This is a genomic window from Paraburkholderia sp. BR13444 (assembly GCF_040948755.1).
GTDB classification, from domain to species: Bacteria; Pseudomonadota; Gammaproteobacteria; order Burkholderiales; family Burkholderiaceae; genus Paraburkholderia; species Paraburkholderia youngii.
The window spans coordinates 66,801-78,935 of record NZ_JBFPKM010000021.1; the positions used below are offsets into that span (position 1 = coordinate 66,801).

Annotated in this window: 12 protein-coding genes; 2 read left to right on the plus strand and 10 right to left on the minus strand. The window is 64.0% G+C overall.

The features are described 5' to 3' along the window. Positions 1-21 precede the first annotated feature (21 nt). The gene (gene smpB / locus AB3X95_RS35245; protein ID WP_013089686.1) at positions 22-468 is read left to right on the plus strand and encodes an SsrA-binding protein SmpB; all 447 of its coding nucleotides are present in this window, start codon (positions 22-24) and stop codon (positions 466-468) included. 102 nt (positions 469-570) lie between these two features. Here the strand turns inward: smpB and AB3X95_RS35250 are convergent, their stop codons facing one another. From AB3X95_RS35250 to ppsA, 3 genes are all read right to left on the minus strand, one after another. Continuing rightward, positions 571-1,518, minus strand: a complete 948-nt coding sequence (locus tag AB3X95_RS35250; protein ID WP_368623683.1) for an SPFH domain-containing protein — start codon at positions 1,516-1,518, stop codon at positions 571-573. A gap of 147 nt (positions 1,519-1,665) precedes the next feature. Further along, positions 1,666-2,121, minus strand: coding sequence for an NfeD family protein (locus AB3X95_RS35255; protein ID WP_176124981.1), 456 nt, complete (start codon positions 2,119-2,121; stop codon positions 1,666-1,668). A gap of 117 nt (positions 2,122-2,238) precedes the next feature. Beyond that, positions 2,239-4,641, minus strand: a complete 2,403-nt coding sequence (gene ppsA, locus AB3X95_RS35260; protein ID WP_176108300.1) for a phosphoenolpyruvate synthase — start codon at positions 4,639-4,641, stop codon at positions 2,239-2,241. A 496-nt stretch (positions 4,642-5,137) separates the two neighbouring features. Between ppsA and AB3X95_RS35265 the strand changes: the two genes are divergently transcribed. Beyond that, the gene (locus AB3X95_RS35265) at positions 5,138-5,953 is read left to right on the plus strand and encodes a pyruvate, water dikinase regulatory protein (protein WP_013089690.1); all 816 of its coding nucleotides are present in this window, start codon (positions 5,138-5,140) and stop codon (positions 5,951-5,953) included. A 57-nt stretch (positions 5,954-6,010) separates the two neighbouring features. On the opposite strand, the gene AB3X95_RS35270 is transcribed toward AB3X95_RS35265, so the two are convergent. The 7 genes from AB3X95_RS35270 to AB3X95_RS35300 form a co-directional block, all read right to left on the minus strand. Further along, positions 6,011-6,799, minus strand: coding sequence for a TrmH family RNA methyltransferase (locus AB3X95_RS35270; RefSeq protein WP_368623684.1), 789 nt, complete (start codon positions 6,797-6,799; stop codon positions 6,011-6,013). Positions 6,800-6,904: 105 nt separating this feature from the next. Further along, positions 6,905-7,654, minus strand: a complete 750-nt coding sequence (rnhB, locus tag AB3X95_RS35275) for a ribonuclease HII (RefSeq protein WP_368623685.1) — start codon at positions 7,652-7,654, stop codon at positions 6,905-6,907. Further along, entirely contained in the window at positions 7,651-8,820 is a 1,170-nt protein-coding gene (gene lpxB, locus AB3X95_RS35280; RefSeq protein ID WP_176368957.1) for a lipid-A-disaccharide synthase, read from the minus strand. Before lpxB ends, rnhB begins: the two co-directional genes overlap by 4 nt. 3 nt (positions 8,821-8,823) lie before the next feature. Continuing rightward, a complete protein-coding gene (gene lpxA, locus AB3X95_RS35285) occupies positions 8,824-9,612 on the minus strand; it encodes an acyl-ACP--UDP-N-acetylglucosamine O-acyltransferase (protein WP_176108295.1) in 789 nt (262 codons plus the stop codon). Between the two features lie 97 nt (positions 9,613-9,709). Next, a complete protein-coding gene (gene fabZ / locus AB3X95_RS35290; RefSeq protein WP_176108294.1) occupies positions 9,710-10,174 on the minus strand; it encodes a 3-hydroxyacyl-ACP dehydratase FabZ in 465 nt (154 codons plus the stop codon). 185 nt (positions 10,175-10,359) lie between these two features. Further along, complete coding sequence (lpxD, locus tag AB3X95_RS35295) at positions 10,360-11,472, minus strand: UDP-3-O-(3-hydroxymyristoyl)glucosamine N-acyltransferase (protein ID WP_176124976.1); 1,113 nt, start codon at positions 11,470-11,472, stop codon at positions 10,360-10,362. A 103-nt stretch (positions 11,473-11,575) separates the two neighbouring features. After that, complete coding sequence (locus AB3X95_RS35300; RefSeq protein ID WP_026225318.1) at positions 11,576-12,097, minus strand: OmpH family outer membrane protein; 522 nt, start codon at positions 12,095-12,097, stop codon at positions 11,576-11,578. Positions 12,098-12,135 lie beyond the last annotated feature (38 nt).

A 12,135-nucleotide genomic window follows, 5' to 3' on the forward strand; every position in this document is an offset into this window, starting at 1 on the left:
CGAGTTGGGCACTTTCCATTCATGAGCATCATCGACAACAGAAAAGCCTTCTACGACTATTCGGTCGAGGAACGCTATGAGGCCGGCCTCGTGCTCGAAGGATGGGAGGTCAAGGCGTTGCGCGCGGGGCGCGGCCAGATCAAGGAAGGCTACGTGGTGATCCGCAACGGCGAGTTGTTTCTGATCGGCACGCACATCAGCCCGCTGCCCGAAGCGTCGACGCACATCCATCCCGATCCGGTGCGCACGCGCAAGCTGCTGCTGCATAGCGAGGAAATCAGCAAGCTGATCGGCAAGGTCGAGCAGCGCGGCTACACGCTCGTGCCGCTGAATTTTCACTACAAGAACGGTCGCGTCAAATGCGAGATCGGTCTCGCGAAGGGCAAGAAGATGCACGACAAGCGCGAGACCGAGAAGAAGCGCGACTGGGAGCGCGAGAAGGCGCGTTTGATGCGCTCGCCGACGTAAGCGCCATTCGTTTGCGGCTCACGCAGAAAAATGGCCCGCACATCGATGTGCGGGCCATTTGCTTTTTGTCACGCGCTCATTGCGCGCCGATTGCTCAGTTCGTCAGCGCAGGTCGCTTCGCGGCGGCTCCGCTGCCGCCCTGCCCTTGTTCACGATCGTCAGCGCAGACGCGATCATCGAACTCATGTTGGACATGTCGCCCGGCACGATCAGTGTCGTGCCCTGCTTCGCGAGGTTCGAAAACGCGTTCACGTACTGTTCGGCCACCTTCAGATTGACCGCGTCCATGCCGCCGTTCAGTTGGATCGCCGCGGCGATCTTCTGGATCGCCTGCGCGTTCGCCTCGGCCACCGCCAGAATCGCCGCGGCCTGGCCCTGCGCCTGGTTGATCGCCGCCTGCCGCTCGCCTTCGGACCTCTGGATCGCCGCCTCGCGGCCGCCCGACGCGATATTGATCTGCTCCTGCTTGCGCCCTTCCGAGGCCGCGATCAGCGCGCGCTTCTCGCGCTCGGCGGTGATCTGCGCCTGCATCGCGTGAAGGATTTCCTTCGGCGGCGTCAAATCCTTGATCTCGTAGCGCAGCACTTTTACGCCCCAGTTCGAGGCCGCCTCGTCGAGCGCGGACACGATGCTGTGATTGATGAAATCGCGCTCTTCGAAAGTCCGGTCGAGCTCCAGCTTGCCGATGACCGAGCGCAGCGTGGTCTGCGACAACTGCGTGATCGCGAACACGAAGTTGCTCGATCCGTACGATGCCTTCATCGGATCGGTGACCTGGAAATACAGCACACCGTCGACCTGCAGTTGCGTGTTGTCGCGCGTGATACAGACCTGACTCGGCACTTCGAGCGGAATTTCCTTCAGCACGTGCTTGTACGCGACCCGATCGACGAACGGAAACGCGAGGCTCAGACCCGGCGTCAGCGTCGCGTGATAGCGACCGAGGCGCTCGAGCACCCACGCATGCTGCTGGGGCACGATCTTGATGGTCTGCGACGCGAGCACGATCACGACGATCAGCAGCACTGCCCCGACGATGGTTGAATCCATATCGCTACCCTCCGCTTCTGCTTCGAATTGTTGTGCGCAGGTTGGTCGGGCCTGCGTGTTCAGATTAGGCTCTGGTGCTTCACTTTGTGAAGGGACATCGATGAGCGCGTGTGGCGAACACCGCACCCAACACTCGGGTTCAGACCGTCAGGTCGCGCTCGCGCGCGCCTTCGGCTGCCGGCTCGCGACGACGACCAGACAACTACCGCGCAACTCCCTGATCTCGTAGACCTGTGCGTCTTCAGGCTCGCCCGCGGCCAGCTCGACGTCCCATGCGGCGCCACGATAGGTCGCGCGTGCTTTGCGGCCCTGCCAGGCCGGCACGTTCAACGTCTGCCCGATGTCCAGATTGACATCGGGATTGCGCGACGCCTGCTCGCGCCTGCGACGGGCAAAGCGCGAGCGTCTGAGCGCCACGACCGCCGCAAGCGCGACCAGCGCCGCAACCACGAACTGCAGATCGGGACCGGCGCCGGCAATGCGCGCAAGTGCGGCCGCGACGAAGCCGAACGCGATCATCAACAGATAGAAGGTGCCGCTCATCAGCTCCAGCACGACAAGCACACCCGCCCCGATCCACCAGAACAGTCCACCAGGCGCCACGTCGACCTCCACAAAGCAAAACACCCCGGATCTACCGGGGTGTTTATAGCACGAAGCGGACGTGCCTTTAACGCGTGCCAAATGCCGCCTGCGAAGCGGCATTCGATACCTCGCGAGTTACGCCTTTGCCTTTGCCAGCTGCTGCCACGTATCGATGATCGTGTCGGGGTTCAGCGAGATCGACTTGATGCCTTCGTCCGTCAGCCACTGCGCGAAGTCCGGGTGATCCGACGGACCCTGACCGCAGATACCGACGTACTTGTCCAGACGCAGACAGGTTTCGATTGCGCGCTTCAACATGAACTTGACCGCCGGATCGCGCTCGTCGAAATCGACGGCGAGCAGTTCCATGCCCGAGTCGCGGTCGAGGCCGAGCGTGAGTTGCGTCAGGTCGTTCGAGCCGATCGAGAAACCGTCGAAGTACTGCAGGAACTCTTCGGCGAGGATAGCGTTCGACGGCACTTCGCACATCATGATCAGGCGCAGGCCCTTCTCGCCGCGCTTCAGGCCGAACTTTGCGAGCAGCCCGACAACGCGCTCCGCCTGCTTCAGCGTACGCACGAACGGCACCATGATCTCGACGTTGTCGAGGCCCATCTCTTCACGCACCTTCTTGAGCGCGACGCATTCCATCTGGAACGCCTCGGCGAAGTCTTCGGCGATATAGCGCGATGCGCCGCGGAAGCCCAGCATCGGGTTTTCCTCGTCCGGCTCGTAGCGCGAACCGCCGATCAGCTTCTTGTACTCGTTCGACTTGAAGTCCGACATACGCACGATGACGGGCTTCGGATAGAACGCCGCCGCGATCGTCGCGATGCCTTCGGTCAGCTTGTCGACGTAGAACGCGCGCGGCGACGCGTGACCGCGAGCGACGCTTTCGACCGCCTTCTTCAGGTCCTGATCGACGTTCGGGTATTCGAGGATCGCCTTCGGGTGCACGCCGATGTTGTTGTTGATGATGAATTCGAGTCGCGCGAGACCCACGCCTGCGTTCGGCAGTTGCGAGAAGTCGAACGCGAGCTGCGGATTGCCGACGTTCATCATGATCTTCACCGGAATCGGCGGCAGTTCACCGCGCTGCACTTCGGTGACTTCCGTTTCGAGCAGGCCGTCGTAGATCTTGCCTTCGTCGCCTTCCGCGCACGACACGGTGACGAGCGCGCCGTCCTTCAGCACGTCGGTCGCGTCGCCGCAGCCGACCACCGCCGGCACGCCCAGCTCACGCGCGATGATCGCCGCGTGGCAGGTGCGGCCACCACGGTTCGTGACGATCGCCGACGCACGCTTCATGACCGGCTCCCAGTTCGGGTCGGTCATGTCGGCGACGAGCACGTCGCCCGGCTGCACGCGGTCCATCTCCGACGGATCGTGGATCACGCGCACCGGGCCCGCGCCGATCTTCTGACCGATCGCACGGCCCGTTGCCAGCACGTTCGACTGGCCCTTCAGCTTGAAGCGCTGCTCGGCCTTGCCGCCGCCCTGGCTCTTCACCGTTTCCGGACGCGCCTGCAGGATGAAGATCTTGCCGTCGCGGCCGTCCTTGCCCCACTCGATGTCCATCGGACGTTGGTAGTGCTTTTCGATGATGACCGCGTACTTCGCGAGTTCGATCACGTCTTCGTCGGTGATCGAGAAACGGTTGCGCTGCTCGTGCGCCACGTCGACGGTCTTCACGCGGCCCGGCTCGCCCGGCTTCGTGAACTCCATCTTGATCAGCTTCGAGCCGATCGAGCGGCGGATGATCGGGTACTTGCCCTGCGCGAGCGTGGTCTTGAAGACGTAGAACTCGTCCGGATTCACCGCGCCCTGCACGACGGTTTCGCCGAGGCCATAGCTCGACGTAATGAAGACGGCGTCCTTGAAGCCCGATTCGGTGTCCAGCGTGAACATCACGCCGGCGGCGCCGACGTCCGAGCGCACCATGCGCTGCACGCCCGCCGACAACGCGACCTCAGCATGCGTAAAGCCCTTGTGGACGCGATAGGAGATAGCGCGGTCGTTGTACAGCGACGCGAATACGTGCTTCATGCGATCGAGCACGTCGTCGATGCCGACCACGTTCAGATAGCTTTCCTGCTGACCGGCGAACGATGCGTCGGGCAGGTCTTCCGCGGTCGCGGACGAACGCACGGCAAACGACAGCTCTTCGGGCGAGCTCTTTTGCAGCGTGTCGAACCCCGCGCGAATGTCAGCCTCGAGCTGCGGCTGCAGCGGCGCGTCGACGATCCATTGACGGATCTCCTTGCCCGCTTCGGCGAGCGCCTTCACGTCGTCGACGTCGAGCGTCTCGAGACGTTTGGCGATGCGTTCGGTCAGATTGTTGTGCTGCAGGAAGTCACGGAACGCGAGCGCGGTGGTCGCGAAACCGGTCGGCACGCGCACACCGGCTTCCGCGAGCTGGCTGATCATCTCGCCCAGCGACGCGTTCTTGCCGCCGACGATTTCCACGTCGGTCATCCGCAACTGCTCGAACGGAACTACATACGCCTTGTCCTTTGCGCCGGTAACTGCGTTAGTCATACAAGCCCCTAAGTGTGAAAGAAATTCACGACTGTGCAAGTGGGCTTGAACACGGGCAGCCCATTGGAAGCTCGACCCCGTGTCTTGCACAACCTGTTAGATAAGCAATCGCCGTTAAGGCAGAGATGCGTTGCATGGAGACGCCGGCCGCGAGCGTGACCGAGACGGCGGCGGCGAAGAACGCCAATCAACGCACTTACCGCCCGATCTCTTACGTTCAACGCATATCTACGCCAGATGACGTGAGGTTGAACGACCGTTCGCGGTAATTTAGCGACCAATCGCCTGCAATTGCTTATCCAACAGGTTGCCGCTATTCTACCGTGCCGACTCCCCAAATGTGGCAGTCGGTCGAGAATTGCGTCTCGAATCGCGCCCCGGCCCAGCCAGCCGGCGTTTGCGAGGCCGGCCGCGCGCCGCTGCGCGGTTTGATCCAAGCGCGTTCCAGCGCCGCGCTTTGCTGGCTCATTTGTCTTTCACGTTCACAGCCCCACTGATGCCGCCCACCGTATTCATCGTCTCAGACGGTACCGGGATCACTGCCGAAACCTTCGCGCATTCGATCCTCTCCCAGTTCGACCAGAAATTTCGCCTGGTCCGCGTGCCATTCGTCGACTCGACCGAGAAGGCCTACGCAACGCTCGAAAAAATCAACGAAGCGGTCGTGCAGGACGGCCGTCGTCCGATCGTGTTCACCACGCTCGTCGACAGCTCGTCGAATCAGATCGTGAAGGATTCGAACGCACTCGTGCTCGACATGTTCCAGACCTTCGTCGAGCCGCTCGAGCAGGAGCTGGAGCTGAAGTCGAGTCACGCGATGGGCCGCGGCCACCAGAACGCGGACACCGAGGAGTACAAGAACCGGATCGAGGCCATCAATTTCTCGCTCGCGCACGACGACGGTCAATCGAACCGCAATCTCGCGGACGCGGACGTGATCCTCGTCGGCGTGTCGCGCAGCGGCAAGACGCCGACGAGCCTCTATCTGGCGATGCAGTACGGCGTGAAAGCGGCGAACTATCCGCTGATTCCAGAAGATTTCGAACGCGGCAAGCTGCCCACGCCGCTGCTCGAGCATCGGCAGAAGATGTTCGGGTTGTCGATCGATCCGCAGCGCCTGTCGGAGATCCGCAACGAGCGGCGGCCGGGCAGCAAGTACGCGGCGCTGGAAAACTGCCGCTATGAGATCAACGAAGCGGAAGCGATGATGCGGCGCGAGGGGATCAAGTGGCTGTCGTCGACGCACAAGTCGATCGAGGAGATCGCGACGACGATCCTGCAGGAGATCAAGCTGGATCGGCCGTCGTATTGAGCGACCGCCGAGCAGGCGTAGCGTTGCCCGCCAGCGCCCGCGCAACGCCACTGACGTCTACTTTTTACGGCCGCGCTGCTGCCGGCACTGCTCGAACACGCAGACGGCCGCCGCGGCCGCCACGTTCAGCGATTCCATGCCGCCAGGCTGCGGAATCGTCACCCGAAACGACACGGCATCGCGCCACACCTGCGACACGCCCGCCCCTTCGTTGCCGAACACCCACGCAAGCGGCCTGCTCAGGTCGCAGTCATAAATCGCTTCGGCGCCGTGCGAATCGGTGATGACGATCGGGACCGCGAGACGTTCGATCAGCGCGCTCGCGTCGACATCCTCATGAATCTGCAACAGGAAGTGCGCGCCCATGCCGGAGCGCAGCACCTTCGACGACCACGCGTACGCGGTGCCCGGCGCGCAGAACACGTGTTCGATACCGGCGGCGGCCGCACTGCGCAGAATCGAGCCGACATTGCCCGCGTCCTGCACACCGTCGAGCACCAGACAGTTTTGCTCGACGCGCTCGGGCAGCGGCGCATCCAGCTTCTCGACGAGCAGCAGAATTCCGACGCCATGCACGACATTCGACAACTGTCCGAATAACGCATCCGGCAGTGTCACTAGCCGATGCTCGTCGATGCGCGAAACGATCGCCTGCGCTTCGTCGTGACGCAGCGCGCCGTCGGTGACGACGCACAGCTCCGGCTGACCGGCGACGTCGAGATACGCGCTCGCGAGATGGAAGCCCTCGAGCAGCGCGTGGCCGCTGCGGCGCTGTTGATGCGTCGAGCCGGCCAGGGCCTTCAGGCGCTTGTAGAGCGGATTGTCCCGCGAGGTGATGGCTTTCACAGGCAGCGAAGGCGGTGAGAAATGGAAATGGGAGCAGCGACGAATCAGTGGCAAATCAGCGGCGCTCGAGCGCGGACCGCGTTCGAGCCGTGCGGATGCGGTCAGTCACGCGAGGCCGGCGTCGCCGAATGCATCGTCGTCGAGCAGCAGCGCGTCGGCCACGATGACGGCGTCCGCCGATGGCAACGGCACGCCGGTGCCGAACCGCAGATGCGCTTCGCGCACCGGCGCGAACGAGCGCCGATGATGCTCGCACGGCCCATGGTCGCGCAGCGCCGCGAGATGCTGCGGCGTGCTGTAACCGGCATGCGCGTCGAAGCCGTACATCGGATAGGCCTGATGCAATTCGAGCAGCATGCGGTCGCGCGCGACCTTCGCGAGAATCGACGCCGCCGAAATGCTCTTCACGAGCGCGTCGCCGCCAATCACCGCCTCGCTACGGATGCTGAGCGTCGGGCAACGGTTGCCGTCGACCTTCACGAGCGTCGGCACGACCGACAGGCCCTCGACCGCGCGCTTCATCGCGAGCATGGTGGCGTGCAGGATGTTCAGCGAATCGATTTCCTCGACCGTCGCCGATGCGATGCAATACGCGAGCGCGCGATCGACGATCTTGTCGTACAGCGCTTCACGCTTGAGTGCGGTGAGCGCCTTCGAATCGTCGAGGCCGCGGATCATCGGTTTGGTGGGATCGAAAATCACCGCCGCCGCGACGACCGGTCCGGCCAGCGGTCCGCGCCCTGCTTCGTCGACGCCGCAGACGATGTCGTCGGCGCTCTCGAAGTTCAGGCCGGCTTGCGCGACCACCCGAACGGCGGCCGCGGTCTTGCGGCGAGGCGCGCGGGGGGGGGTCATGGCCGCCCCGCCCGTTGCTCGACGACGCTCGCCACGACTTCGGCCGCGCGCTGCGCGGTGTTCTGCTTGAGCACGTGGTGCATCTCCGTGAAGATTTCCTTCAGCGTGCGCCGGTTCGCTTCGTCGCGCAACTGTTTCAGCGTCGCCTCGGCGAGCGCCTGCGGCGTCGCGAAGTGCTGCAGGATCTCCGGCACCACGAAACGCCCGGCCAGGATGTTCGGCAGGCCGACGTACGGCAGATAGCCCTGGCGGCGCATGATCTGCCCGGTCAGCCAGGGCACCTTGTACGAAATCACCATCGGCTTTTTCAACAGCGCGGCTTCCAGCGTGACGGTGCCGCTCTTCACGAGAATCGCGTCGGCGGCGGTCATCGCGAGTTGCGACTGGCCGTCGATGATGGTCAGCGCGAGGCCCGGGTGTGCATCGACGAGCGGCTGCAGGAGCGCGCGCAACGCGGGCGTCGCCGCCGGCATCACGAAGCGCACGCTGGGCTCCTGGTGCTGCATCATCTCCATCGCCGCGAAGAACGTCGGGCCGATCAGGTCGATCTCGGAGCGCCGGCTGCCCGGCAGCACCGCGATCACCGGCCCGCCTTCCGCCAGACCGAGCGCGCGGCGCGCGCCGAGAGTGTCGGGTTCGAACGGGATCTGATCGGCCAGCGGATGCCCGACGTACGACGCCGCGACGCCCGCCTTTTCGAGCAGCGCGGTTTCGAACGGGAACACGCACAGCATGTGGTCGACCGCCTTGGCGATCTTTTTGATGCGCCCGCCACGCCACGCCCAGATGGACGGGCAAACGAAGTGCACGGTCGGAATGCCGGCGTCGCGCAGCGCATGCTCGAGCCCGAAGTTGAAGTCGGGCGCGTCGACGCCGACGAACACGGACGGCGGCTCGGCAAGCAGCTGACGCTTGAGCTCGTTGCGGATACCGAGGATTTCGGGGATGTGCCGCAGTGCTTCGACATAGCCGCGCACCGTCAGCTTTTCCATCGGCCAGTGGGCGTCGAAGCCGGTGGCGATCATGCGCGGACCGCCGATGCCATAGTACTGCGTGGCGGCCGGCAGCCGGCTGGCGAGACCGTCGAGCAGCGACGCGGCGAGCAGGTCGCCGGACGGCTCGCCGGCCACCATCGCGATGCGCGGCGGACTGGGTTGCAACGTCATCGGTTAGCGGATGATGCCGCGCTGCGACGCTTCGACGAACGCGAGCAGCGTCTGCACTGGGGCGTCGCCGTCACCGCCGGCAGAACCGAGTTCCTTCAATTGCACCTTCGCTTCTTCGAGCGACAGGCCGTTCTTGTACAGCACGCGATATGCGGAGCGCAGCACCGAGATCGCGTCAGCCGAGAAACCGCGGCGGCGCAGCCCTTCGACGTTGATGCCGTGCGGCTCGGCCTTGTTGCCCGCGGCGATCACATAGGGCGGCACGTCCTGCACGAGCGCCGACGCCCCGCCGAGCATCGCATGCGCGCCGATGCGCACGAACTGATGCACGCCGGACATGCCGCCGATGATCGCGTGGTCGCCGATCGTCACATGGCCGGCCATTTGCGCGTTGCTCGACAGGATCACGTTGCTGCCGACGTGGCAGTCGTGACCGATGTGCACGTAGGCCATGATCCAGTTGTCGTCGCCAAGCGTGGTGACGCCCGCATCCTGCACCGTGCCGGTGTGGATCGTCGTGAATTCGCGGATCGTGTTGCGGTTGCCGATCACGAGCCTGGTCGGCTCGTCCCGGTACTTCATGTCTTGCGGACGGCCGCCGACCGATGCGTAATGGCCGATGCGGTTGTCTTCGCCAATCGTGGTATAGCCTTCGATCACGCTGTGCGAGCCGACCGTGCTGCGCGCACCGATCGTCACGTGTGCGCCGATCACCGCATAGGGCCCGACTTCGACGGATTCGTCGAGCTGCGCTCCCGCTTCGATGATCGCGGTGGGATGGATCCTGCTCATGCGTCCTCGCTTCTGATTCTGTTGCGTTGTGTGGATGGCCTTGCCGCCGGGGCCGCGCACCTGCCGTGCCACGCCGCGACCTGCCCGGACGCCAGCTTTACGCGTCTTTGTCCGTGTGGCGCACCGCGCACATCAGATCGGCTTCCGCCGCGACGACGCCATCCACTTCGGCGCGCGCCTTGAACTTCCAGATGCCGCGCATGTGACGCTCGAACGTGCAGTTCAGGATCAGCTGATCGCCCGGTTCCACCACGCGCTTGAAGCGCGCGTTGTCGATGCCGACGAACAGGTACAGCGTGTTCGACGGATCGCTCGGCTCTTCCGAGAACGTCAGCAGCGCCGCGGTCTGCGCGAGCGCTTCGAGGATCAGCACGCCTGGCATCACCGGCCGCGTCGGGAAATGTCCCTGGAAATACGGCTCATTGATCGACACGTTCTTCAACGCTTTGATGCTCTTGTGCGGTTCGAGTTCGAGCACCCGGTCGACCAGCAGGAACGGATAACGATGCGGCAGCAGCGTGAGAATCTTATGAATGTCGAGATTGATTTTTTCGGTGCTCATGGTGTTTCTGCTCACGCATTGACTGCGCGATGATGACTGCGGATGCTGGTGCAGGTGGGTTGAAAACGCGCGCGACCGCCGCCTTGATTGACCGGTGGCCGTGCCACCCGGTCACGGCCACCGGCTTTGCTTCATGATGCTCGACCACTATTTTACGCGGTGCCGGTGGGTCGCCGGGATAACTGTCAGATCTTGTTGCCTGCGGGTTGACCTGCGGCGCCGTCAGTGGCACTGCCGGCCTTGTCGGCGGCGGCGCTCTCCAGCGCCTTGATGCGATCGCGAAGCTTGTCGATATTGCGCAGCAGCGCGGCGCTCTTGTTCCAGTCCGCGTGGTTCACGGCCGGGAACGCACTCGTATACATGCCGGGCTTCAGCAGCGATTTCGACACGCCCGACTTCGCGGTGACGATCACGTTATCGGCCAGCGTCACGTGTCCGGCAATGCCGACCGCGCCGCCGATCATGCAGTGACGCCCGATGGTCGTGCTGCCCGCGATGCCCGCACAGCCCGCGATCACCGTGTAGGCGCCGACCTTGCAGTTGTGGCCGATCTGCACGAGGTTGTCGATCTTCACGCACTCCTCGATGATCGTGTCGGCCATCGCGCCGCGGTCGATCGTCGTGTTCGCGCCGATCTCGACGTCGTTCGCGATCGACACGCCGCCGACCTGCGGAATCTTCACCCAGCTGCCGGTGCGCGCGTCGCCCTCGCCGACGAAGTCGGGCGCGAAGCCGAAGCCGTCCGAGCCGATCACCGCGCCCGCGTGCACGATCACGCGCTCGCCGAGCTTGCAGCCGTGGTACACGGTCACGTTCGGATACAGATGCGCGTTCGCGCCGACACACGTGCCGCGGCCGATCACGACATTGGCGTCGAGCCGCGCATGCTCGCCGATCACCGCACCCGCTTCCACGCTGACACGCGGACCGATCACCGCGCTCGCGGCGACCTGCGCGGAAGGATCGATGGTTGCGCTCGGATGCACGCCGGGAACGGGCTTCGGCGCGGCGAGGTCGATGAAGGTTTGCGCGATGCGCGCGAAATAAGCGTAGGGATTCGGCGTGACGATGAAGTTTCGACCTTCGCGTGAAGCGAGCTTCTCGAGGTCGCCGGCATTGATCAGCACCGCTCCGGCGCGGGTCGTTTCGACTTGCGACAGATATTTCGGATTGGCGAGGAACGCCAACTGGTCCGGGCCTGCCTGGTCGAGCGGCGCAAGACTGCTCACGCGCTGCGACCCGTTACCGACAACCTCACCGCCGAACCGCTGGACGATGTCCTCGAGCTTAAATGCCATGCCTATCCTGTCTCCAACCTGTTCAATCATTGCGAGGGCGCGCCAACGCGCGCGGGGCGACCGTGCGCCGCCCTCGGTTGCCCTCGGTTGCCCTTAGTTGCCCTTAGTTGCCCGATGCTGCCAGTGCCTTCAGCACCTGGTCGGTGATATCGATGCGCGGGCTCACATACACCGCTTCCTGCACGATCAGATCATAGTGCTGCGTTTCGGCGATCTGCTTGATGACCTTGTTCGCGCGATCGAGAACCGCCGCGAGTTCCTCGTTGCGGCGCTGGTTCAGGTCTTCGCGGAACTCACGCTGCTTGCGCTGGAAGTCCGAGTCGAGCTGCGACAGGTCGCGCTGCTTCTGCGCGCGATCGGTCGCCGACATTGTCGCGCCATTCTTGTCGAGTGCATCGGACATCGACTTGAGCTTTTGCGCCATGTCGGCGAGATCCTTGTCCCGCTTCGCGAATTCGGCCTCGAGCTTCAGCTGCGCGGCTTTCGCCGCAGCCGATTCGCGCAGGATGCGGTCGGAATTCACCGCGGCGATTCTCGCCTCCTGCGCGTGCGCCATGCCGACCCCGAGGGTCATTGCCAGCGCCAATGCGCACGCTACACGTTTCGAAAACATACCGGTTAGCAAAGTCATCCTCTCGATACTGTAGTTTGGCCGGGCTCGCC

Bases quoted from the DNA above. Each gene is read 5' to 3' on its own strand.
- smpB (WP_013089686.1), top strand. From the start codon at position 22: ATGAGCATCATCGACAACAGAAAAGCCTTCTACGACTATTCGGTCGAG.
- AB3X95_RS35250 (WP_368623683.1), bottom strand. From the start codon at position 1,518: ATGGATTCAACCATCGTCGGGGCAGTGCTGCTGATCGTCGTGATCGTG.
- ppsA (WP_176108300.1), bottom strand. From the start codon at position 4,641: ATGACTAACGCAGTTACCGGCGCAAAGGACAAGGCGTATGTAGTTCCG.
- AB3X95_RS35265 (WP_013089690.1), top strand. From the start codon at position 5,138: ATGCCGCCCACCGTATTCATCGTCTCAGACGGTACCGGGATCACTGCC.
- rnhB (WP_368623685.1), bottom strand. From the start codon at position 7,654: ATGACCCCCCCCCGCGCGCCTCGCCGCAAGACCGCGGCCGCCGTTCGG.
- lpxB (WP_176368957.1), bottom strand. From the start codon at position 8,820: ATGACGTTGCAACCCAGTCCGCCGCGCATCGCGATGGTGGCCGGCGAG.
- lpxA (WP_176108295.1), bottom strand. From the start codon at position 9,612: ATGAGCAGGATCCATCCCACCGCGATCATCGAAGCGGGAGCGCAGCTC.
- fabZ (WP_176108294.1), bottom strand. From the start codon at position 10,174: ATGAGCACCGAAAAAATCAATCTCGACATTCATAAGATTCTCACGCTG.
- lpxD (WP_176124976.1), bottom strand. From the start codon at position 11,472: ATGGCATTTAAGCTCGAGGACATCGTCCAGCGGTTCGGCGGTGAGGTT.